The organism is Nocardia sp. NPDC058666, assembly GCF_042714895.1.
Classification (GTDB): domain Bacteria; phylum Actinomycetota; class Actinomycetes; order Mycobacteriales; family Mycobacteriaceae; genus Nocardia.
In genome coordinates, this window is the sequence record NZ_JBHXRY010000012.1 from 23885 (window position 1) to 45887 (window position 22003).

20 protein-coding genes are annotated in these 22003 nt (G+C 66.8%); 8 read left to right on the forward strand and 12 right to left on the reverse strand.

The genetic code is table 11. The features are described from left to right. Positions 1-9: 9 nt before the first annotated feature. Entirely contained in the window at positions 10-2043 is a 2034-nt protein-coding gene (locus ACFWVD_RS22580; protein WP_379245823.1) for a CocE/NonD family hydrolase, read from the reverse strand. Positions 2044-2191: 148 nt separating this feature from the next. On the opposite strand from ACFWVD_RS22580, the gene ACFWVD_RS22585 reads away from it, so the two are divergent. Beyond that, a complete protein-coding gene (locus ACFWVD_RS22585; RefSeq protein ID WP_379245825.1) occupies positions 2192-2845 on the forward strand; it encodes a TetR/AcrR family transcriptional regulator in 654 nt (217 codons plus the stop codon). 48 nt (positions 2846-2893) lie between these two features. Here ACFWVD_RS22585 and ACFWVD_RS22590 read toward each other — a convergent pair whose 3' ends face one another. From ACFWVD_RS22590 to ACFWVD_RS22625, 8 genes are all read right to left on the reverse strand, one after another. After that, positions 2894-3307, reverse strand: coding sequence for an SCP2 sterol-binding domain-containing protein (locus tag ACFWVD_RS22590; RefSeq protein ID WP_379245827.1), 414 nt, complete (start codon positions 3305-3307; stop codon positions 2894-2896). Then, complete coding sequence (locus ACFWVD_RS22595) at positions 3304-4140, reverse strand: SDR family NAD(P)-dependent oxidoreductase (RefSeq protein ID WP_379245829.1); 837 nt, start codon at positions 4138-4140, stop codon at positions 3304-3306. Before ACFWVD_RS22595 ends, ACFWVD_RS22590 begins: the two co-directional genes overlap by 4 nt. Then, positions 4137-5480 (reverse strand): cytochrome P450, encoded by a 1344-nt coding sequence (locus ACFWVD_RS22600; RefSeq protein ID WP_379245831.1) that lies wholly within the window; start codon positions 5478-5480, stop codon positions 4137-4139. Before ACFWVD_RS22600 ends, ACFWVD_RS22595 begins: the two co-directional genes overlap by 4 nt. A 26-nt stretch (positions 5481-5506) precedes the next feature. Further along, entirely contained in the window at positions 5507-8170 is a 2664-nt protein-coding gene (locus ACFWVD_RS22605; RefSeq protein WP_379245833.1) for an aminotransferase class III-fold pyridoxal phosphate-dependent enzyme, read from the reverse strand. 33 nt (positions 8171-8203) lie between these two features. Further along, entirely contained in the window at positions 8204-9088 is an 885-nt protein-coding gene (locus ACFWVD_RS22610) for a hypothetical protein (RefSeq protein WP_379245835.1), read from the reverse strand. Between the two features lie 6 nt (positions 9089-9094). After that, on the reverse strand, positions 9095-10159 hold the full coding sequence (locus ACFWVD_RS22615; protein ID WP_379245837.1) for a 3-oxoacyl-ACP synthase III family protein: 1065 nt from the start codon (positions 10157-10159) through the stop codon (positions 9095-9097). Positions 10160-10340: 181 nt separating this feature from the next. After that, the gene (locus ACFWVD_RS22620) at positions 10341-11234 is read right to left on the reverse strand and encodes a ParB N-terminal domain-containing protein (RefSeq protein ID WP_379245839.1); all 894 of its coding nucleotides are present in this window, start codon (positions 11232-11234) and stop codon (positions 10341-10343) included. Between the two features lie 180 nt (positions 11235-11414). Continuing rightward, entirely contained in the window at positions 11415-13568 is a 2154-nt protein-coding gene (locus ACFWVD_RS22625; RefSeq protein WP_379245841.1) for an MMPL family transporter, read from the reverse strand. A 167-nt stretch (positions 13569-13735) separates the two neighbouring features. Here ACFWVD_RS22625 and ACFWVD_RS22630 point away from each other — a divergent pair, with 167 nt between their 5' ends. After that, on the forward strand, positions 13736-14380 hold the full coding sequence (locus tag ACFWVD_RS22630; protein WP_379245843.1) for a TetR/AcrR family transcriptional regulator: 645 nt from the start codon (positions 13736-13738) through the stop codon (positions 14378-14380). A 97-nt stretch (positions 14381-14477) separates the two neighbouring features. Next, entirely contained in the window at positions 14478-15683 is a 1206-nt protein-coding gene (locus tag ACFWVD_RS22635; protein ID WP_379245845.1) for a saccharopine dehydrogenase family protein, read from the forward strand. 133 nt (positions 15684-15816) lie between these two features. Here ACFWVD_RS22635 and ACFWVD_RS22640 read toward each other — a convergent pair whose 3' ends face one another. Then, positions 15817-16581 carry an ankyrin repeat domain-containing protein gene (locus tag ACFWVD_RS22640; RefSeq protein ID WP_379245847.1) on the reverse strand — a complete coding sequence of 255 codons (765 nt, stop codon included), beginning with the start codon at positions 16579-16581 and terminating at the stop codon, positions 15817-15819. A gap of 235 nt (positions 16582-16816) precedes the next feature. Between ACFWVD_RS22640 and ACFWVD_RS22645 the strand changes: the two genes are divergently transcribed. From ACFWVD_RS22645 to ACFWVD_RS22655, 3 genes are read left to right on the forward strand one after another with little or no spacing between them, the layout of a single operon-like run. Then, positions 16817-17035, forward strand: a complete 219-nt coding sequence (locus tag ACFWVD_RS22645; RefSeq protein WP_379245849.1) for a three-helix bundle dimerization domain-containing protein — start codon at positions 16817-16819, stop codon at positions 17033-17035. 50 nt (positions 17036-17085) lie between these two features. Then, positions 17086-18171, forward strand: coding sequence for an S-(hydroxymethyl)mycothiol dehydrogenase (locus ACFWVD_RS22650; RefSeq protein ID WP_379245851.1), 1086 nt, complete (start codon positions 17086-17088; stop codon positions 18169-18171). After that, positions 18165-18791, forward strand: a complete 627-nt coding sequence (locus tag ACFWVD_RS22655) for an MBL fold metallo-hydrolase (protein ID WP_379246081.1) — start codon at positions 18165-18167, stop codon at positions 18789-18791. Before ACFWVD_RS22650 ends, ACFWVD_RS22655 begins: the two co-directional genes overlap by 7 nt. A 97-nt stretch (positions 18792-18888) precedes the next feature. On the opposite strand, the gene ACFWVD_RS22660 is transcribed toward ACFWVD_RS22655, so the two are convergent. Further along, positions 18889-19266, reverse strand: coding sequence for a DUF6223 family protein (locus ACFWVD_RS22660; protein WP_379245852.1), 378 nt, complete (start codon positions 19264-19266; stop codon positions 18889-18891). Between the two features lie 257 nt (positions 19267-19523). On the opposite strand from ACFWVD_RS22660, the gene ACFWVD_RS22665 reads away from it, so the two are divergent. Both ACFWVD_RS22665 and ACFWVD_RS22670 read left to right on the forward strand, forming a co-directional pair. Further along, the gene (locus ACFWVD_RS22665; protein ID WP_379245854.1) at positions 19524-20618 is read left to right on the forward strand and encodes a sensor histidine kinase; all 1095 of its coding nucleotides are present in this window, start codon (positions 19524-19526) and stop codon (positions 20616-20618) included. Continuing rightward, positions 20615-21277: a response regulator gene (locus tag ACFWVD_RS22670; RefSeq protein WP_379245856.1), complete on the forward strand. Its 663-nt coding sequence runs from the start codon at positions 20615-20617 to the stop codon at positions 21275-21277. The genes ACFWVD_RS22665 and ACFWVD_RS22670 overlap by 4 nt, the downstream gene beginning before the upstream one ends. Before the next feature lie 51 nt (positions 21278-21328). On the opposite strand, the gene ACFWVD_RS22675 is transcribed toward ACFWVD_RS22670, so the two are convergent. Continuing rightward, a complete protein-coding gene (locus ACFWVD_RS22675; protein WP_379245858.1) occupies positions 21329-21922 on the reverse strand; it encodes a GNAT family N-acetyltransferase in 594 nt (197 codons plus the stop codon). Positions 21923-22003 lie beyond the last annotated feature (81 nt).

A 22003-nucleotide genomic window follows, 5' to 3' on the forward strand; every position in this document is an offset into this window, starting at 1 on the left:
GCTGATGGGTTACCAGCCCGGATCTTCACCCAGGGGCACGTTGATCCAGCTCGGACGCGACGGATCCAGCTCGATGTGCTGAGTACGCAGCCCACTCTCATTCAGCAACGGCCGCAACGGGATCACGCTGGGAAAGTTGCTCGGGAACACATCCACGCGCAGCCGGTGACCCGGCTGCAGGACACCGTCGGTGCCGCGGATGCTGATGTCGACCGTGGTCGGTTCGCCGGGGACCACCGGTTGGCGGGTGTCCAGGGTGAGCACCGGGAACGGCTCGGTGTAGTCGCCATTGGGCGATCGAGTCGACTTGCTGTCGTCGACCGCACGCAAAGACGCCATGACCTGTCCCTGCGTCCACACCGTCGAACGACCGTCGGGCGCAACATCATTGACCGTCACCGTCCAGTACCCGTCGGTCGCGTCGAGCACGGTGTTCAGGTGCGCGGCGATCGAACCGGAGATCGTGGTCGGTTGCGTCACCGGCGCCGAAGTGAAGGTCAGGCCCGCGCTTTCGGCGATTCGGGCGTCCTTCGAACACATATCCGGCAGCGGAACCAGACCGGCCGTGCCGCGCGCGGCATCACGCGAGCACAGCGTGGTCAGCCCAGGATCGACCGAAATACGCTGAGCCGCACCGGGTTCGGTGACCAGACTGCCGTCGAAAAGCGCGCCCGGCGCGGTCCCCGACGACGCACCGTCGAGATACATCCGTCGATACTGCATACCCGGACGGGGGAACGAGACATCGCTGGTCCACTGCTCGCTCCCCTGCTGCCACAACGTGACCGGGTCGTAGCGATCGATGCCGTTGTCGATTCCCTTGAGCCACTTGTCGAACCACGCACGCTGCAACGCGTCCAGCGGCGCGGGACCGGCCGGCTGGCCCATGCCCGAGCTCAACGTGATGTGGTAGATGTCGTCCATGACGAGCTTCTTCTGCTCGGCGGGCACATCGACCGCGTTGTAGATCTGCGGGGTGGTGTGGGTGAACAGATCGTGCCAACCGCCGTAGACGAACGTCGGCACCTCCACCTGATCCGGTCGCCCGATCCAGGAGGTGCGCAGCGGGCTGTCGTCGTCCAGGATCGGCGCCAGCTCCGGCGGGATCTGGTCGACGGTCGGCGTACTCAGCGCCGCGATCAGCACATTGAAGAAGGTGAACGGGTCGCGCACCCGGTCGGCCATCCAGACCCAGTCGAACTTGCCGGTCAGCACCGACACCATGTCGGGCAGCAGTTTCGCGCCGTTCACCGCGAGCAACCACATCGGGATGAAGCCGATGCCGAGGTTGCCGCCCGGCGCGGCGACGTCGCGGATCAGGTCGCTGCCGGGCACGATCGGGAAGATCGCTTTCAGCGCTTCGGGATGACGCTGCGCGGTCTGCAGCTGGTTGATGCCCGAGTAGGACACCCCGCTCATCCCGATCTTGCCGTTGGACCAGCCCTGTTTCGCCGCCCAGTCCACCACCTCGGGGCCGTCGAGTTGCTCGCGTTCACCGAACACCTGCCAGGTGCCCTGCGAGAAACCGGTGCCGCGCACGTCGACGACCACCTGGGTGTAGCCGCTGCGGATCAGGTTGCGGTCCACCGAGAAGGTGCGTGCCGCGCCGCCAGGCACGATCCGCAACATGTCGCTGAGGCTGCTGAACCCGAACGGCGAGAAGTCCAGATTCCGCAGCACCGGATCGAGCAGTTCCGACAGCCCCGGCACCGACAGTGTCGAGTCCGCGACGTTGGAGACCAGCTTGGTGTACGGCGTCATATTGACGATGGTGGGCGTGGGCTCGGCGATCGGCTGACCATCGGCACCGGCCGGGTGATAGACGTTGGCTTTCAATACCGTGCCGTCACTCATGGTGATCGGTACGTCCCACTCGATGAAGACCTTGGGGTACTGCTGCGGTCCGTTATGAGCGGCAACGAACTGCGCGTCCAAGCCCTCCGCGTTCGGTGATGCCTGTCCGACCTGCGTCGACACGACCCCGCCTGCCAACACGACAGCTGCTACGACCAGCGCGGCGAACCGTCCTCGATGTTTGATCATGCTTCGGTTGAGCCCTCCACCATCAGGAACCGGAACGTTCCTTACCGTGGAGTAACGTAGCGTGCGTCACGCACGATCGCAAGAACATGTTCTCGGACACCCCTGACCCGCTCTCGCACCATCGGGACCACCTGACAGAATCGACGCGGTGACAACGCCCGAACTCGACTCCGATGGCCGCCGATACCGCGGCGCGGCTCCCGGGCAGCGCCAACTCGAGCGCCGCACCCGGCTGATCGAGGCGGCCACCGAGGCCTTCGGCACCGACGGCTACCGCAACACCACGGTCATCACGATCTGCGCGACGGCCGGGGTGGGCAAACGGTATTTCTACGAATCCTTCACCGACAGTGAGGATTTGCTGCTCGAGGTCTTCCGCGAAATCGTCGCCCGCATGCTCGAATCCATCCACGTGGGCCTGCGCGACGCCGACGCCGACCCCGAAACCCAGATCCGCAGCGCCCTCACCGCCTACTTCCAACTCATCCACGAAGACCCCCGCGTGCCCCGCATCGGCTTCTTCGAGATCCTGGGCGTGAGCCCTACCGTCGACCGCGCCTACCAGGACATGCTCGACGCCCTGGTCGACATCCTGTTGGCCCTGGTCAGCCCCCACGTAGACCTGAAAACCCACCCCGCCGTCAGCGTGCGCACCGTCCTGTTCGGCCTGGTCGGCGCCATCGTGGTCATCGCCCAGAAATGGGTCCTCGACGAATACCGCCAGCCGCAAGACGATGTGGTGGACAGTGCGTGCCTGGTAGTCGGCGCGGTGTTGGCACGCATCGGCTCGAAAACGAACTAGGCCGGTACCCGCGTCGTCGCGAGTACCGGCCCGGTCCTACACCGATGATCAGCGGAACCAGCTGTCCATCCGCATCACGGTGTGCTTGCTCCCCCGCACCCGCACCTTCCCGGTCGCCAACAGGTGCAGGCCGTTGGATTGCCGGGCGATCAACCGCAGGAACACGGCATCGCTCATGGTGAGGGTGACATTGGGCCGCTGCCCGGACGGTCCGGGCACGACCGCGCACGTTCCGCCCACCACGTGCATGTCCCACAGATCGGGCCCGCTGCCGATCGCCCAGCGCACGACCACATCGACCTTGGCCGTTTTCGCGACATCGACACTGACACAGCACAGTTCGAAGATCCGTTCGAACAGCATCCGGCGCAGCACCGGCTCGTCGAGCAGCTCGACGAGCTCGGTATCGGTGGACCGCAGGACCAGCTCCCGGAACTGCGCCTCGGTGATCTCCGGGGTCATGACGGCACCCGAATCCGGTCCATCAGCCGCGTCCCGACCGGACCGAGCACCCGCTGATAGCCTGCCCCGAACACGCGCTGGGTCAGGTCGATCAGCCACGCGTCGCGCCCGATCAGCACGCGCGAACGGCCCGCGCGCACGCCGGCGAAGATCGTCGCCGCGGCCGAGTGCGCCGACACCCCTGGATCACGGTCGAACGCCGCGGCCAGCACATCGACGTCGATGTCGGCGGCCGCGCTCGAGTTCCGTACCAGGGCGGTCTTGACACCGCCCGGACACACGCAGGTGACCTGCACGGGCTGGTCCTGTGCGCGCAGTTCCATTCGCAGGGCCTCGGTGAACCCGCGTACCGCGAACTTCGCGGCACAGTAGGCGCCCTGCCCAGGGAAGGCCGCCAGCCCGAACACACTGGAGACATTGACCAGATGCCCGTCGCCCGAGGCGATCAGGTGCGGCAGGAACGCCTTGGTCCCGTTGACCACGCCCCAGAAGTTCACGTCCATGACCCGCTCGAGGTCGGCGAACTCCGTGCGTTCGATCTCGCCGGTGAACGAGACGCCGGCATTGTTGATCACCACGTGCACGGCACCGAATCTCTGCGCGACGTCCGCCGCCCAGCCGAACACGCCGCTGCGATCGGTGACGTCGATAACGCGTGCGCTCACCTCGGCGCCGAGGTTGCGTGTTTGCCGCACAGTCTGTTCCAGCCCGGCACCGTCGAGATCGGCCAGCGCCAGCCGAGCACCCGCGTCGGCGAACCGCAGGGCCAGCGCCTGCCCGATCCCCGAGCCGGCGCCCGTGACGACAACGGTGCGGCCCGCGAATTGCCTCATCGCACTCCCACCGGGGGCAACGGCGGCGCGATGATCCGCGCGCCACGAGCGGGCGCGAACGCGACATGCTTGGACGTGGCGGGCTCGGGCCGGGGGCGATCGGTGGTGATCGCGCGCCGCGACAGCACCACCCGCAGTACTTCCACCGCCTCCATCATCGCGAAATTGGCTCCGACACACCGCCGCGCGCCACCACCGAACGGCGCCCAGGTCGAGGTCGGGATATCGCTGCCGAGGAACCGTTGCGGCCGGAACCGGTCGGGTTCGGGATGGTGGGTCGGATCGTTCTGCATCACGCCGATCATCGGCATCACGGTGGCGCCCTTGGCAAGTCGGAACCCCGCCAGCTCCACATCGGTGGTCAACGTCCAGGTGACCTCGAAGATCACCGGATGCATCCGCAGCGACTCCTTCACCATCGCCTCGAGGTAGGCGGTGTCGTCGCCGCACGCCGCGGCGGTGGCCGTGCGTGCCACCTCCGGGTCGCGGGCCAGTTCGTGCAGCGCCCACGCCAGGCCGGTCGCGGTGGTCTCGTGACCCGCGATCAACAGGGTGACCAGCTGATCGCGGATCTCGACATCGGCGAGTCGTTCGTCGGCGTCGCTTGCGATGAGCAACCGCGACAGCACATCGGTGCGCTGGGCCAGATCGGGCTCGCCGCGGCGCCGGGCGATCACCCGGTAGATGAGTTCGTCGATCTCGCCGAGCAATCGCATCGCCCGCTGCCACGGCCCGAACCGCCGGGCGGCAGGCACATTGAGCCCCATCAGGATCGCCAGGTCCATGTCGAGCAGTCGGCCCAGCAGGGTGCGCAGCTGATCGAACTCGGGGCCTTCCGCGAGTCCGAATGTCACGCGCGACATGATGTCGAGAGTCAATTCCCGCATCCTGTCGTGACTTTCGAACGGTGTGGCCATCGGCCAACTGTCGACCTCGGCGATGGTCAGGTCGCGCACCACGTCGAGGTAGCTGCGCACCGCGCTGCGGCTGAACAGCGGGGTCATCAGCTTGCGCAGGCGCTTGTGGTCGGCGCCGTCGACCATGAACACCGACCGGTCGCCCATGACGGGAGCCAGAACCCGATTGCCTTCTCCCGCATCGAATGTCGACGGTGGGGCGGCGAACATCGCGGCGATGTGGGCCGGGTCGTAGAGCAGCACGACCTTGCGCCAGGGGTAGATGTCCATCGAGATGACGTCGCCGAACTTCGCGCGCAACTGCGGTGCCCAGCGGTGTCGCCACCAGTTGAACACCACGGTCTGCACCACGGCGGGCAGCCACGGGCCGGGCGGGGTGGCCAGGTCGGTCGCGTGATCGGACTCGATTGTCTGCATCAGCATCAGATTTCGCCTATCGTCGGGCGCGGTCACGCGAGGAACAGCCCGTGCTGTTCCATCTCGCCGATGCACTTGGCGAAGGCATCGGCGATGTGGTCGAGGTCGTCGGTGGTGTGCGCGGCGTTCAGGAACAGCCCGTGCAATTCGGGGAAGTACACGCCGTACTTGCGCATGTAGTAGCACAGCGCCAGGCTGGCTTTGATGTTCGTGCCGGCGATCTTGTCGCGCACCAGCTTGGGGCTGGCGTAGTCGAAGGCGATGTTGAACATCGAGTGCGAGCCCTTGAGCTTGCAGGCGATGCCCAGTTCGTCTGCGGCAGCACCCATGTCGCGCAGCAGACGCTGGGTCTTGGCGTCGAGTTCGGGGTAGATCTCGCGGTGGTCGCCCAGATACTGCAGCACCGCGTGGCCCGCCGCGGTGGTGATGGAGTTGCCGCTCATGGTGCCGCCGACGAACGCGCGCTCGTCGACGTCGCGGAACGGATCACCGGTCGTGCGACCGGATTCCATCAGCTCGGGCGTGCCGACCACCGCGCCACAGGGCAACCCGCCGCCGATGATCTTGCCCAGCGCTGTGAGGTCGGGGCGCACGCCCGCCAGGTGTTGGGCGCCGCCGAAGTGCACCCGGAATCCGGTGACCACCTCGTCGAACACGAGCACGATGCCGTGCCGCGTGCAGGTTTCGCGCAACTGGGCGAGGAACTGCGCATCGTAGGTCAGTGTCGCGCCCGGCATGGGTTCGATGATCACCGCGGCCAGTTCGTGTGCGTGCGCGGCGATCGTGTCGAACGCCGAGGGGTGCCCGTATTGCAGCAGCACCGTGCCGTCGGTGACCGCACGCTGCGCGCCGGCCGAATTGATCGGTTCCGGTTGGTATTTCGAGCCGCTGAACACGAACCAGGAACTCACGGTGCCCTGATCGGAGAAGCCGTGATAGTGCCCTTCGAACTTGGCGACCCGGTCGCGCCCGGTGCGCGCCCTGGCGATGCGCAACGCCACCTGCACCGCCTCGGTGCCCGAATTGCACAGCACCACATTGGTCAGCGGGTCGAACGCCTGCGCGATGATCTCGGCCAGGCGCAGTTCGTCACGGTTACCCATCGCGTTGACCGAACCCTTGGCCGCGGCCCGCTGGATCGCCTCCACGGCCACCTCGGGGGCGTAGCCGAGAATGTGCGGTCCGTAACCGCAGGACAGGTCGATGTACTCGTTGCCGTCGATATCGCGGACCTTCGAACCCTTGGCCTCGTCGATGATCATCGGGAACTGGCTGGGCATCACATACCGATCCAGGTGGGTCGGTGCGATCAACGCCCGCGTGGTGTCGTTCTTGACCGCCATCGACCGCGGGCTCATCGTGCCGATCACCTCCTCGAACTCGGCCTGCAGTTCGGCGTTCATGTACGGGGAGTATTTGTCGTTGAACCGGCGCGCGTTGGCCCAGATGTCGATCTCGGGGTCGATCACGGTCACGAAACCCTCGCCGGTGAGGAAGGCCAGCGACAGCAGGGTGAACCGCGTGGTGGGTCGGGCGCCGTAGCGGTTGAGCAGGGTGCTGGCGTCGTCGAAGAACGACATCGTCGACCAGCGTTCGGTCTGCTCACGGAAGTGATGGGCCAAGATGCCCGACAGTTCCTTCGCGTATTCCGCCCAGTGCTGGTCGAGGGTGCCACGCTCGGCGATGAACGCCTTGGTGAACCGGTCGACCGCCTGATCCCATTCCTGCCGGGTGCACGCGAAGTAGAACGCGGCCAGCGCCCACTTGTCGTCTTCGCCGAGTTCACCGACCAGGCCGAAGTCGATCATCACGATCTCGCCGCCCTCGCGGAACATCACATTGCCCGGGTGCGGGTCGACGTGGAACAGCCCGTGGAAGTAGGCCATCGTGTCGAAGACGTCCTGCAGCCGCCGGGCCAGCTCGGGCCGGTGTTCGTCGGCGATCCGGTCGACCTGCTCGCCGGAGATGCCCTCCATGAACTCCATCACCAGCACCCGCTCGGTGGAGTACTGCTCGTACACCCGAGGCACTCGCAGGAAGGGGTGGGCGGTGAAGTTCTCGGCCACGGCCTGCTGACGGCCGGCCTCGGCGCGCATATCGCACTGCCCGGTGAGGAAGGGTCGCAGTTCGGAGAACAGCGCGGGTCCGTCGAGCTTGCGCACGGCGGGTACCAACCGGTGCGCGGTCCCCAGCAGCACGCCGAGCACCGCGGCGCTGGCCTTGAGCTGTTCGGGCACCCCGCGCTTGACCACCTTGATCGCGACGGTCTCACCCGTTCGCAGCACCGCCTTGTGCACCTGGGCCACCGAGCCCACTGCCACCGGTCGCCAGTCGAATTCGGCGAACAGCTCGGTCACCGGCGCGCGCAGATTCAGCCGCAGCGTCTGTTCCAGGTCGGCCCGGTCCATGGGCTCCAGGCCGGAGAAGAAGTCACGGAACTCGTCGGTGGCGTCCTTGGTGAGCAGCCCGGTCTGGGTGCCCAGCACCTGGCCTGCCTTCACATACAGCGGGCCCATGCGCAGCAGGTAGTCACGCAGCAGCCGGGCGGCGGCTTTCTGATCGTGGTCGCGGCGCGCGGCGCCCAACACATAGCGGGAACCGTAGAAGCCGGTCCACAGCAGCAGCCTGCCCGCTTCGATGACGGCCAGCGCGGGCTTGGCCAGTGGGTCGGCGGTGGCGCGAGATTTCTTGCTCATTGTCTAACTCCAGAATTCGGATCGAACCGGTGATCAGGGCAGGCGGTAGGCCGCGCAGGCGGCGACGAAATAGCCGTCGGCGCCCAGGAACAGCGCGTGCGCGGCGTCACCGCGCGGGGTGTCGGCGTGCAGCCACGCCTGGTAGGCGAAAGGCAGTGCGGCACTGTGCGGATCGGCGGGCGCGTCGGGTGTGACGACCCGGTCCACACCCACTGCCGACGCCACCGACTTCGCGAAACCGGGACGAGGTTCGCTCGCCAGCAGCACGCACCGCGCCGGATCCAGTCCCTCCCGTTCCAGGCAGGCGGTGACGGCCTCGACAGCGACGTCGAGGCCCCGGTCGTAGGCCTGTTCGTCGGGGCGTTCGAAGCCGATGACCCGGCATCCCTGCGCGCCCATGGTGGTCAGCGGGAGGTAGCCGACCGGCAGGTCGGGAGCGGTCGTGCGGGCCCGGTAGACCCGCCCGAAACCGGTCTTGTCCGTGGCGGGGGCAACCACTACGGCGGCCGCGCTGGTCAGGTACGGGAAGGTGCTGTCCTCGCGCGCCGAGCCCGACGGGTGCCCTTCGCCGCCCACGATGACCGCCAGGCGCCGGCCGCCGGTTCGGAAGATCGCCGAGGTGACCTCGATCGCGTCGAGGAATCCGCACGGACCGTTCATCAGATCGAACGACAGCGCGGGCTGCGCCTGGCCCTCATACAGCGGATTGATGTCGGACTTCTTCTGGATCAACGCCGCGATCGCGGGCTCGACGATGTTGTCGTCGCGGTGGATTCCGGTATTGATGAGCAGATCCACGTCGTCGACGTCGATGCCGCCCGCGGTCAGCGCTTCACCGACCGCTATCGCCGATCGGTCCACCGAACCGCCACCACGCGATTCACCGACCGTGGTCGCGGAAGTAATCGAAATACGCATGTGTGGTCAACTCCCCAGAGCGGAAATATGAACGGACATGTGGCCGTAGACCATTCCCGATGCCGACGGAACGATCAGAACGGTGGAACCGGGCGTGATCGTGCCGCGCTTCAGGTGGTCGTGCAGGGCGACGAAATGTGAGGTGGACGCGGTATTTCCGTATTTCTCCAGCACGGTGAGACTTTCCGGCGCCGGAAGTCCTGATTCGCGTTCGAGCAGGGCGTTGATGTAATCCAGTGCCCTGGTACTGAATTGGTGATGAATGATGAAATCGAGCTGCTCGGCTTCGATCCGGCTACCGCGCTCGCGCAGGTAGTCCAGATACCAGACGATGCCCTGCAGATACCGCTGCTCGGTGTGCATCGACTTGTTGTCGGTGTACATCGCCAGGCCCTGACTGGTCCGGCTCGGCCCGCCGATGCAGAACTCCGCGTACGACGAGGAGGTCATGAGGTCGACGTATTCGATGCGATCGGCATCGTCGACGGCGCGGTCCAACAGCACACACGCCCCCGCGTCGCCCACCGACAGCGAGGCGAACTGCGGGTCGTACTTCTCGCTGATCTCGCGCACCGCGGTCGCGGCGATCGGGGTGATCTGCTCACCGCTGACCACGATGCCGGTGCGAGCTATTCCCGCGCGAATCATCCGGTCCAGCAGCATGATCGAGGTCACCATGCCCGCACAGGCATTGCCGATATCGAAGGCCACCGCGTGTTCGGCGCCGATTTCCTCGGCCAGCACCGCCGCGAACGACGGCTCCATGCTGTAATGCCCCCGTCCACGGGTTCGGGTGATCGATGCCGAAATCACGACGTCGATCTCCGACGGGGTGTAGCGCGACCGCGACAGGCAGTCGTCGATCGCGTGCCGGGCCAGCGTGAACGAGTCCTCATAGCCGGCATCGCTGTCGTCGTATACGCGCCTTTCCCGCACTCCGGTGAGCGCTTCCAGCGGTGGCGGGTTGTCGGTGTCCAATTGGGCGATCAGCTCATCGGTGCTGACGACCTTCGAGGGGAGATACGTCCCCAGCGATTCGATTCTGGTGTGGGTGTCTGTTATCGAAGGCATTTCGTTCGGCTCCATTTTCGAGTTGGCGCAGAAATGTCTGGAATTGATCCTTCAATACGAAACTACGGTCCGTCAATGCGCGGCCCGCCGGTATCGCCGTGAAATACCCGCACTCGAATACACGGACCGAACCTTGCGTGAATTCGACGTGAATCGGAAGTCGTTCGAATTGCCGGGGAAGTCAGTCGGTTCGGTCCTCGAGCCGGCCGCCGACCTGGTCCGCGAAACGCTGCCAGGAGTCGGCGTTGTGCTTGGCCACCTCCAGGATCAGGTTGAGGCAGTGCTGCGGGAGCTGGTCGGCGAGGTCGGTGGACTCCGCGGTCGACTTGGGTACGGCGTCGAGCCAGCGCAGCAGTTGCCTGCCGCTCTCCGACAGTCGCAGCGACGGGTCGCGGCGCAGATTGTCGATCACCGTCGGCCCCGAACGCGGTGTGGCCGTTGGCTTTACGGGCGCGCGCCGGGATTGATCGGGCACGGGCTCGTCCTCGGGAACGACCACGGGGGGACCCGGCTTCGCTGTCGGCAGCGCGCGTACTCGCCCGTCGCGTCCCAGCCGGCCGGTCGACTGGGGAATTTCCCCACTCGTGCGGCGACGGATGACGCCCACCGTCTTGTGGTCCAGCCCTGTCACGGTCGCGATCCGCCGGTCCGACCACACCGGATACATCGCGACCAGCCGCAATGCCGCGGCCTTGCGGTCCTTCAACGACAGCGGTAGACCGTGATCGGAATTCGATTCCACGGCGAGCACGAAGGCTTCCTCGACGCTGCCTTCGAAAAAGCGTGCCGTGATCGTGCGCGCACCCTTCGACCGCGCCGCGTGCAGCCGGTGCAAACCGTCGATCACTTGCATTGTGCCACGATGGACCAGAATCGGCGGCAGGCCGGAATCGACCTGCGCCAACATCTGCGCGTGCTCGATATTCACCGCCCGTACATGCAGGAATTCACCGGTATCGATCATCGCGAGCGGAATATCCACCACGGTGCGCGAAATCCCCACTCGGGACAGTCGTGCGGAATTGTCGGCCCCGGCGGTCTTCGGGGGAATTTGGGCAGCAGAGTTTCCGTTCATCACACAATCCTCGAATCGTGGTGGCACGCAGAGGCCCGAACGAAACCGGAACCACGATGTGCCGAACGATGTCGGGCCGCCCGACAAGAGAATTATTGCATGATGGTAACGCCGACGACAATGCCACCAGCGCTCCGGACGCCGCCTATTTCCAGCGTCCGGAGCCGGGCGTTGTGGATATTACGGAAGGCGTTTGCCGCGCCGTGTCGGGAACCACCAATTCCAGCGCCCGAATATCTGCATCAGGGCCGGGACCAGCATCAACCGGACGATGATCGCGTCGATGGCCACCGCCACTGCCAGGGCGAACCCGATTTGTTTGTCTTCCATCACATGCGCGGTGACGAAGCTACCGAATACCACCACCATGATCGCGGCCGCGGCGGTGATCGGCCGTGCGGTATGGGCCAAACCGGCCGCGACCGCGGATTTGTTGTCACCGTCGCGATCCCAATATTCCTTGATTCGACCGATCAGGAATACCTCGTAATCCATCGATAACCCGAACAACACCGCGAAGACAACTGTCGGCAAGAATACTTGAATGAATCCGCGGCTGGTAAAGTCGAACAGCGATTCACCCAGCCCCCATTGGAACACCGCGACGGTGATGCCCATCGCGGCCCCGATCGCGAGCAGATTCATCACGATCGCCTCGAGCGGCAACAGCACGCTGCGGAATACCACGATCAGAAACAGCAGCGAGCTGGCCAACACCAACCCGAACACCAGTGGCGATTTATCCTTGATCTCGCGGGAGAAGTCGACATATTCCGCCGTTTCGCCACCGACGCGGATGACCGGACCCCCGTAGGCGGTGACCATCCTGGCGTCCTTGCGGATCGACTCGACCAGCGCCGTGGCCTCCGGCGAATCGAACGGCACCCGCAGGATCACCGTCGCGACCACCCGGCCGCCGGCTTCCTCCGGGATCACCGACGAAATGCGGCTGTCCTTCGACAGTTTCGCGGCGAAGTTCTCCAGCCGCTGCCCGTGCGTCTCGGTCATCGGACCGTCACCCGGTGCGGTGGCCACGATCTGCACCGGCGCGAGCAGTCCGCTGGCGAACTTCTGCTCCACCAGCTCGGTCGCCCGGCCCGAGGGTTCCTCCGACAGCGCGGCCGCGCCCGCGTCGACGCCGAACTTCACCCCGACCAGCGGCGCCGCGGAGAGCACCAGCAGGGCGATCGCGGCGGCGGCGAACAGGATCGGCTTGCGCATGGTCATGCGCGCCCAACGCTGCCACACCCCGGCGGGCTGGTCGGGCTGGATGTCGGGCGGGGTGAACTTCGCCGGCAGCGCACCCTTGTTGATTCGGGTGCCAAGGCCCGCCATGACCGCGGGCAGCAGGGTCAGCGAGACCAGCAGCGCCGCGGTCACCGACGCGGCGACACCGCCCGCGACCGCGCGGAAGATGGGGACTCGCACCACGAACAGCGCGCCCAGCGAGATCATCACGATCAATCCCGATGCCGCGATGGTGCGACCGGTGGTGTCCATCGTCGCGCCGACCGCGCGCCGCACGCTCGCGCGGTCACCGCCGCCTGCTGCCAGTTCTTCCCGGAATCTGCTGACCAGGAACATCGAGTAGTCGATGCCGACACCGGTGCCGATCATCGTCGCGATCGCGAGCACCAGCGTGTCGAAGTGCATCACCTGCGACAGCAGGTAGATCAACCCGTAAGCCCCCGCGATCCCCGCCAGTGCCATGCCGACCGGGACCACTGCCGCGACCAGCGCCCCCATGGCCAGCACCAGCAGCAGCAGGGCCACCGGCAGTCCGATCAACTCGGCCTTGGTGGTGTCTTCCACGCCGATGCGCACCTGATCGTTCTGCATCGGCGAGTGGCCGGTGAGCCCGACGGTCACCGGGCCCGTTTTGTGCTCGGATGCCTTCTGCGCCAAGTCTTTCGCGATCTGTGCGCGCCGATCGGCCGAACCGAGCAGGCCCACGATCGCGATCGCGGTGCGGCGGTCGGTCGAGATCAGCGCGGCAGGCGCGTCGTCGAACGGGCCGACGACCTCTGAAACTCCTTGTGTGGCACGCACTTTCGTCAGCATATCGCCAACGACCGCTCGATACTGCGCACTGTCGGTCGTGAGCTGTCCCGAGTCGAAGACGATGACGTCCTGCTCGGCGCCGATGGCCGGAAAGTGCTGGGACACCACCCGCCGCGCTTCCGCGGACTGTGCCGCGTCGACGGTGAAATCCGGTGCGCGCAAACGGTGTTCGAGCAGCGGCACGCTCACCGCGCAGGCCGCCAGCACCAGTGCCCACATCGCCAGAGTCAGGCGCCAGTGCGCGGCGAGGAACACCCCCCAGCGATGGGCCACGCTCGGCCGCTGAGGTGGCGACGCATCAGGCTTCGGTCTGGTTTGCACTTGCGTCATGGACCCGCCTCCAAGCTGGCAGTGACTGTCAGATATTCCTGAGCTTAGGCAGTGTCGCGCCATCCTGCAAGTCACTTTCCGTTTTTCGGGGTGCGAGATAGGCTTGCCGGATGCCTCCGACACAGCCGAGTGAGCCCACCTCCGCGTGGGGACGCAAGAAACTGCACGCCATGCGCGAGATCCAGCGCGCGGCACTGGATCTGTTCGACGAGTACGGCTTTCGCAACGTCACCGTCGAACAGGTCGCGGCGGCGTCCAAGGTGTCGCCGAGCTCGATCTACCGCTACTTCAGCACCAAGGAAGCGCTCATCCTGTGGGACGAGCACGACCCCAAACTCATCGAATTGCTCAGCCAGGACGGCGAAACCGTGGTCTCGGTCGCCGAGTTCATCGAACTGATCCGCGCCGCGGCGCCCATGCTGGTGGACGACCTGGCCGCCGACGAGGAGCGCATTCGCCGCCGGATGCGGTACGTCGCCAGCGAGCCCGATGTCCGCGACGGATTGTCCAGGCAGACAAGAGAACTCGAGGAAGTGCTGCGCCACGCCATCGCCGCGCGCATCGGCCGCCGGGCCGACGAACTCGAGATCCGCCTGCTCGCGGCCACGCTGGCGTGGGGGTTCGACGCCGCGCTCGACCACTGGGGATCGACCGATTTCGAACAGCCGTTGCGGTACGAACTCGCCTACATCCTCGAGGCGCTGACCCGCAGCGCCGAGGCGATCCTGGGCTTCGAACACTCGCCACCGCCCTGAAAGTCACTTGCACAAGCCTCGTGCCCACGTATAGTCGAGCGAAACTGACAGTCACTGTCTGATTTGCCACGACTAGGCGATCACGGAGGTTCCAGCGATGACGAAGATCTTGGTTCTGGGGGGCGCGGGACAGATGGGGCGCGTGGCCGCCCGCGCACTCGCCGGGCAGCACGAGCTGGTGCTGACCGACCTCGACGCGGGAGTGGCAGGCCGGGTGGCCGCCTCGATAGGGCCCACGGTCGCCGGGCGCGGACTCGACGTCACCGACGCCGCCGCACTGCGCGCCGCCCTGGACGCCTGCGACCTGGTCGTGAACACCGTCGGCCCGTACTACCGATTCGGGATGCCGACCCTGACCGCGGCGATCGAGGCGGGCTGCGATTACGTCGACATCTGTGACGACTGGGAGCCGACGCTGACCATGCTCGACCTACGCGAACGCGCCCGAGACGCGGGCGTCGTCGCGCTGGTGGGGATGGGCGCCAGCCCCGGAGTCGCGAATCTGCTCGCGGTCACCGCGGCCCGTGAACTCGACAGCGTCGACAGTGTGATCACCGCGTGGAGCGGCACCGACGCGGGGACCGCGCACGACAGCGATGCGGGCGGGCGGGCGCCGGGGGCTGCCTACCTGCACGCGATTCGACAGATCACCGGCACGATCCGGGTCACCCGCGAGGGCGAACTCGTCGACCGGCCCGCGCTCGAGCGGGTCGACATCGACTACCCCGGACTCGGCGCGGGCGTCGGCTGGAGTTTCGGGCATCCCGAGGCCGTCACCCTGCATCGCGCGATGCCCGAGCTGCGCGACAACACCAACGTGATCACCGGCGGGCGGGCGCTGTACGCGCTGTGCCGTGGGTTGCGGATGTCGGTGGATCGCAAGCTGCTCAGCGTCGACCGGGCCGCGCGCGTGGCCGCACGGGTGGTGTCGATGCTGCCGCCCGGCAACCTCGGCGACGGAGTGCTGCCGCCGTTGTTCGCCATCGTCACCGGGCGGCGAGATGGCGAAACTGCCACTGTCGCAACGGCTCTGGCCCAGGTTCCGGGGCGCGGCATGTCCGACAACACCGGCATTCCGCTGGCCGTCGCGGCGCTGCTGCTCGGGACCCGCGACCGGCCGGCCGGGGTGCACACGCCGGAGACGCTGTTCGATCCCGATGAGTTCTTCGCCGCGTTCGCGCCGCACTGCATCGGCAACCCGGCGCCTACCGCGATGACGGCGACCACTCGCTCGTGGGTCGGCGCGCGCGACAATGCCGAGAGTCTGCGGGCGTCGCTGCTGACCGGGCTACTCGTGCCGTAGGCGGTCGGCAGCGGACGAACCCGGCCACTTCCCCGGCAGAAGGGCTTTGCCGGCCCGTTGAGCTCGTCGACCACGCACTCTTACCTCCCTGCTCCGGCCGAATGCAGTGCAGCTCAACAGAACACGCGGATTCTCAGCGAAGCAGCGCGACGATCGCGTCCTGGTTCAGCCGTTCCGCGTTCTGCAACGCGGTGCGGCCGTCCGCGTCGCGGATCTGGCGATCCGCGCCCGCGGCGAGCAACGCGCGCACGGTTTCCTGGTAGCGCTGCGATCCGTCGCCGTAGACGACCGCCTCCTGCAGCGCCGTCCACTGCGGTGTGTTGACGTGATCGACGTCGACTCCCGCGGCGATCAACATCCGCACAGTGCTCACGTGCGCGTGCTCGCCGGCCGGGATGAGGGCGGTGCCGCCGTAGCGGTTCACGCTGCGCAAGTCGGCGCCGTGTCGCAGGGTCGCCTCGAGGATCCGGTCGAGGCCTTCGGCGCCGGCGTACAGGTAGGCGGAATCTTGAAGATCGTCCTTGGCGTTCACGTCGGCGCCCGCCTCGATCAGCGCCAGCGCGGCCTCGTTCGCCGAGTTCTTCGTGGCGGCGACCAGCGGCGTGCGGCCTTGGTCACCTCGCGTTTCCAGGTCTGCGCCACGGGCGATCAGGTCGCGGACCCGCGCGACATCGTTGGCTGCTGCGGCGTCGTAGAGCGACTCGTCGAGGCTGTGGTCAGGGGTTATGAGCTGCGGTGTGGTCGCGGACGTCATCGCTGATGCCTCGGTCGCCGACTCGACGGTGGCGGTTTTCGCCGCCTCCGGGTCCGCGGAGCAGGCACCGACGCCCGTCGCGAGAACCGCGAGCGCGAGCACGGCCGCGCGGGGGCCCCGGATTGTCGGGCGAGCGGGCGTCATAGCTATCTCCTCTGGTCTGGTTTCCTCCACCGTGCCCACCCGATCGCCCCACGTCCAGCACGCACCGCCGATTGCGACCATCGACACCTTCCGGTTGGGTCGAGGTCCACCAGAAGAACACGCCGCTACGCGGCCGACCTCGCGCCGCAATGCTGCGTTGCCCCTTCGGTTCGAGTCGCCGGCCGATTTTCCCCATCCGCCGTTGATCGGCGACATCCGCGGGTACTCCGGGAACATGACTACCCACGAGAACCGCCAGCTCGATGAAGTCATCGAGCGGTTGATCATCCGATACCCGACCATCGCCCCCGCCGAGCTCGCCGACATCGTCCACAACGTGTACGACGCGTTCGGCAAGGTGCACATTCGCGACTACGTTCCGTTGCTCGTGGAACATCATGTGAAGGAAGAGCTCGGTCCGCCCACCGGCGAGATCCCGCCCATCCCCAGTTGAGCGGCCCCGCTAGCGTTGACGGAGACCACGCCAACCAACAGGAGGTCCGCATGCCCGACACCGTTCGCGCCGTTATCGCCCGCGCGAAGAATGCGCCGGTCGAAACCGTCGACATCGTCATTCCCGATCCGGGGCCGCACGATGTGGTGGTTCGCGTGCAGGCCTGCGGGGTGTGCCACACCGACCTGCACTATCGCGACGGCGGGATCAACGACGAGTTCCCGTTCCTGCTCGGGCACGAGGCCGCCGGTGTGGTGGAAACCGTGGGTGCGGCGGTGACCCATGTGGCCGAGGGTGACTTCGTGGTGTTGAACTGGCGCGCGGTGTGCGGCGAGTGCCGGGCTTGTCGGCGCGGGCGCCCCTGGTACTGCTTCGACACCCACAACGCCAGCGTCCCGATGACGCTGCTCGACGGCACCCCGCTCACCCCCGCGCTGGGCGTGGGCGCGTTCGCGGACAAGACCCTCGTGCACGAAAAGCAGTGCACCAAGGTCGATCCCGAGTCCGACCCGGCCGTAGTGGGCCTGCTGGGCTGTGGCGTGATGGCCGGTATCGGTGCCGCGATGAACACCGGAAACGTCTCGCGCGGTGACAGTGTCGCGGTGATCGGCTGCGGCGGTGTGGGCGATGCCGCCATCGCGGGCGCGCGACTCGCGGGCGCGGGCACCATCATCGCGATCGACCGCGAACAGCGAAAACTGGACTGGGCCAAGGACTTCGGCGCCACCCACACGATCAACGCGACCAGCGAAGACGTCGTCGAGGCGATCAAGGAACTCACCGACGGTTTCGGTGCCGACGTGGTGATCGACGCGGTCGGCCGCCCCGAAACCTGGCAGCAGGCGTTCTACGGTCGCGACCTGGCGGGCACGGTCGTGCTCGTGGGCGTGCCCACCCCCGACATGAAGCTGGACATGCCGCTGATCGACCTGTTCTCGCACGGCGGCGCGCTGAAATCCTCCTGGTACGGCGACTGCCTGCCCGAACGCGACTTCCCGATGTTGGTCGACCTCTACCGTCAGGGCCGGTTGCCGCTGGACCGGTTCGTCACCGAGCGGATCGGCCTCGACGAGGTAGAGCAGGCGTTCACCGCGATGGCCGAAGGTCGCGTGCTGCGTTCGGTGGTGGTCTGGTGACCCGCATCGAAAGAGTCGTCACCTCAGGCACTTTCGCGCTGGACGGCGGTACTTGGGATGTCGACAACAACGTCTGGCTCATCGGTGACGACAACGAAGTCCTCGTCATCGACGCCGCCCACGACGCCGACGCCATCGCCGCGGCGGTCGGCGATCGCCAGGTCACCGCGATCCTGTGCACGCACGGCCACAACGACCACGTCACCGTTGCCCCGGAACTGGCCCGACGCTTCGACGCCCCCGTCCTGCTGCACCCCGGCGACGACCCCCTCTGGCGCATGACCCACCCCACCGCCGACTACCGTTCCCTGGCCGACACCCCGCGAATCACCGTGGCGGGCACCGACATCGACATCCTGCACACCCCCGGCCACTCCCCCGGCTCGGTCTCCCTGCACATCCCCGACCTGTCGGCCCTGTTCACCGGCGACACCCTGTTCCAAGGCGGCCCCGGCGCCACCGGCCGTTCCTTCTCCGACTTCGACACGATCATCGACTCCATCCGAGACCGCCTGTTCGCCCTGCCCGACAACACGACCGTCCACACCGGCCACGGCGACAGCACATCCATCGGCACCGAAAAGCCCGCTTTGTCCGATTGGATCGCCCGAGGTCACTGAATCCCTTATTGGGCAATTGATCACCAGGCTTCTGTGCAGAATCCTTCTCGCGCGATGTTTGCGTGAATGCCTGGTGATCAATTGTCCAGAAGGGTGCTCAGTGGTGCGTTCGGGCGCGAACGCCCAGCACGATGGCCAGCACACCGAAAAAGATCGCGATACCCGCGCCGACGATGCCGTTACCGGTGCCGGGACCACCATCGGCAGTTACGACACCGATCGCCCCGACAATCGCCGCGACCGTCCCTGCTCCGATCGCGATCATGGGCCGGAGGGGGTTTCCGCCCCGAACCACCGCCCAACCGCCCACGGTCACCGCGGCAAGGCCGACGAACGCGGCCGACGTCGCGAAGAAGCGGTCGGTGGTCATGCCGTAGGAGTCCGCGAGGGTGGTTGTCGCGGCGGTGGCAGGCGCGGCCGTAAGGAGGGTGAGCGCCGCGGTGACAGTGGCTGCGGTGAGTGGGCGAATGGACATGGGGTGCTCCTCGTGTTGTCTGTGTCCGCGGCGGCCGACGGACTTTGTACGGCGCGAACCGATGAACTGATGGTCGGTCCGACGGATTCCATCGTCGGTGCCTGGCACGGTGGAGTCATCGTGCGTCCGTGGACAATTCGAGCTGATACGGCTGCGGTATCGAGTACTGCGAAGGAGGCAGCAGCCGGACGACTACCACCGCCGCAGTAGTCCGATTGCGGGATTCGCCGAGGCCGCGGGCGGGCTAGGGTTTGCCCATGGGCAGAACCGTCGACTGGGTGATCGCCGTCGGCGTGGCGGCGGCGCTGCTGATCACCGGGCTGAGCCGGGAGCACACTCCCACCGATCTCGACCCGCTGGGCTACACGCTGCTGGTGGTCGGCGGCCTGGCCCTGGTCGCGCAACGACGAGCGCCCGTCGCAGTGCTGGTCGTGACCGGATTGTGTGCGCTGGGCTACCAGGCGCTGGGCTTCGACGTGCCCGCCGTCGCGTTCCTGTTCGCGGTGTATTTCGCGGTCCGTGCGGGATATCGGCTGGTCGCTGTGCTGGCCTCGGTGGCGGTGCTGGCCGCGCTGCCCCTCGCCGCGCTGGCGTCGCTGCACGACACCGCGGCGGCGCTGGCCCGCGCACGCGACGCGCTAGAGATCGCCTGGCTCATCGCCGCGGGCGCCGCAGGCGAAGCGCTGCGCCAGGCCGAGGGCCGCGCCGACGAGGCCGAACGCACCAGGGAGGAGACCGCGCGCCGTCGCGCCGACGAGGAACGGCTGCACATCGCCCGCGAGCTGCACGATTCACTCACCCACCAGATCTCGGTGATCAAGGTGCAGTCCGAGGCCGCCGTGCACGTGGCCCGCAAGCGTGGCGAGCAGGTCCCGGAAGCACTGCTGGCGATCCGCGAAGCCGGTCGCGAGGCCGCCCGCGAGTTGCGTGCCACCCTCGAGGCGCTGCGCGACGACGACACCTCCCCGCGTCCCGGGCTGGCTCAAATCCCGGAACTTGTTGAGCGCGTGCGTATTACCGGCTTGAACACGACCCTGACGATCGAGGGCGCACACCAGAATGTGCCCACAGCGGTCGACCGAACCGTCTATCGCATCGTTCAGGAGTCCCTCACCAACGTCACACGTCACGCTGCCGCCACGACCGCAACCATCCGAATCGATTACCGCACAGACAGTCTCGTGGTCGACATCGAAGACGATGGGACCGCCGGTGCGGTAATGCCGATTCCCGGCGTCGGTCTACTCGGCATGCGCGAACGCGTCACCGCGCTGGGCGGACACCTGCACGCCGCACCGCGCACCGGCGGCGGATTCGCCGTGCACGCCGAATTACCGGTGGTGCGACCATGATTCGCGTCCTGCTGGTCGACGACCAGCCTTTGATCCGCAGCGGCTTCCGCGCCCTGCTCGACATCGAGGACGACATCGAAGTAGTCGCCGAAGCCGCCAACGGTCACGAGGGTGTCGAACTGGCCCGCCGACACCTGCCCGACATCGCCCTACTCGACATCCAGATGCCGGTCCTCGACGGCATCGAAGCCACCCGCCGCATCGCCGCCGACCCCGCCCTGGCCAGCGTCCACGTGGTCATCCTGACCAACTACGGCCTCGACGAATACGTCCTCGAGGCACTGCGCGCGGGCGCCGCGGGCTTCCTCGTCAAAGACATCGAACCGGAGGATTTCCTGCACGCCATCCGCGTCGCGGCCCGCGGCGACGCCCTGCTGGCCCCCTCCATCACCCGCCGACTGATCCACCGCTTCCTCACCCAGCCGCACACCCCCACCCCCGGCACCGCACTGCACGAACTGACCACCCGCGAACGCGAAGCCGTCACCCTGGTCGCGCAGGGCCTGTCCAACGACGACATCGCCGCCCACATGACCATCAGCCCGCACACCGCCAAAACCCACATCAACCGCGCCATGGCCAAACTCCACGTCCGCGACCGAGCCCAACTGGTCGTTCTCGCCTACGAATCCGGCCTGGTCACCCCAGGTTCGGACTGAGCGATCATCTTAGGTCCGCCCAACGCCCTTTCGCCCGGCGAACCCCGGGTGCTATCCCTGGATGCGACGGGTCAGTCGAGCGCGCACATCCGGCCAGTCCTCGGCGATGATCGAGAACAGCACGCTGTCGCGGACAGTCCCGTCGGCTCGCCGGAAATGGCGCCGCAGAGTCCCCTCGTAAGTCGCACCGAGCCGAGCGATCGCCTGCTGTGAGCGATGGTTTCGGACATCGGTCTTCAGCTGAACTCTCCCTGCTCGAAGTGTGCCGAATGCGTACTCCAGCAACAACAATTTGGCTTCGGGGTTGACCGCGGTGCCCCACACGGACGGCGTGTACACGGTGAACCCGATCTCCAACCCGGCATCGCGCGGATGGACGTCGAGGTAGGCGGTGACACCGACGATCGCGCCCGCAGGTTTGTCACCGATCGCCTGCCGGGTGCGCACGATCCAGATCTGCCAGTCGTCGACCGACATCCGTTGTCGCAGAGTGTCTTCGAACTGTGCAGGATCGGTCGGACGCCCCGGAATGTGCGCCCACACGACATCGTGATCGAGCGCGTCGAACAGCTCCGCCGAATCCGCTGCCGGATCGACAGTGCTCAACTGCACGACCCCGCCGGTCAACACCGCCCCCTTCGGCACAGGCCACACCATTTCCGGCCACGCCTGGTCACCCGGACGGGGATCTGACACCGCCTGAAAGCGCTCCAACTCTGCGGTTGC

Excerpts from the sequence above, each read along its gene's own strand:
- ACFWVD_RS22580 (WP_379245823.1), bottom strand. The coding sequence starts at position 2,043 with ATGATCAAACATCGAGGACGGTTCGCCGCGCTGGTCGTAGCAGCTGTC.
- ACFWVD_RS22590 (WP_379245827.1), bottom strand. The coding sequence starts at position 3,307 with ATGACCCCGGAGATCACCGAGGCGCAGTTCCGGGAGCTGGTCCTGCGG.
- ACFWVD_RS22595 (WP_379245829.1), bottom strand. The coding sequence starts at position 4,140 with ATGAGGCAATTCGCGGGCCGCACCGTTGTCGTCACGGGCGCCGGCTCG.
- ACFWVD_RS22600 (WP_379245831.1), bottom strand. The coding sequence starts at position 5,480 with ATGCTGATGCAGACAATCGAGTCCGATCACGCGACCGACCTGGCCACC.
- ACFWVD_RS22605 (WP_379245833.1), bottom strand. The coding sequence starts at position 8,170 with ATGAGCAAGAAATCTCGCGCCACCGCCGACCCACTGGCCAAGCCCGCG.
- ACFWVD_RS22610 (WP_379245835.1), bottom strand. The coding sequence starts at position 9,088 with ATGCGTATTTCGATTACTTCCGCGACCACGGTCGGTGAATCGCGTGGT.
- ACFWVD_RS22615 (WP_379245837.1), bottom strand. The coding sequence starts at position 10,159 with ATGCCTTCGATAACAGACACCCACACCAGAATCGAATCGCTGGGGACG.
- ACFWVD_RS22620 (WP_379245839.1), bottom strand. The coding sequence starts at position 11,234 with ATGAACGGAAACTCTGCTGCCCAAATTCCCCCGAAGACCGCCGGGGCC.
- ACFWVD_RS22630 (WP_379245843.1), top strand. The coding sequence starts at position 13,736 with ATGCCTCCGACACAGCCGAGTGAGCCCACCTCCGCGTGGGGACGCAAG.
- ACFWVD_RS22635 (WP_379245845.1), top strand. The coding sequence starts at position 14,478 with ATGACGAAGATCTTGGTTCTGGGGGGCGCGGGACAGATGGGGCGCGTG.
- ACFWVD_RS22640 (WP_379245847.1), bottom strand. The coding sequence starts at position 16,581 with ATGACGCCCGCTCGCCCGACAATCCGGGGCCCCCGCGCGGCCGTGCTC.
- ACFWVD_RS22645 (WP_379245849.1), top strand. The coding sequence starts at position 16,817 with ATGACTACCCACGAGAACCGCCAGCTCGATGAAGTCATCGAGCGGTTG.
- ACFWVD_RS22650 (WP_379245851.1), top strand. The coding sequence starts at position 17,086 with ATGCCCGACACCGTTCGCGCCGTTATCGCCCGCGCGAAGAATGCGCCG.
- ACFWVD_RS22660 (WP_379245852.1), bottom strand. The coding sequence starts at position 19,266 with ATGTCCATTCGCCCACTCACCGCAGCCACTGTCACCGCGGCGCTCACC.
- ACFWVD_RS22665 (WP_379245854.1), top strand. The coding sequence starts at position 19,524 with ATGGGCAGAACCGTCGACTGGGTGATCGCCGTCGGCGTGGCGGCGGCG.
- ACFWVD_RS22670 (WP_379245856.1), top strand. The coding sequence starts at position 20,615 with ATGATTCGCGTCCTGCTGGTCGACGACCAGCCTTTGATCCGCAGCGGC.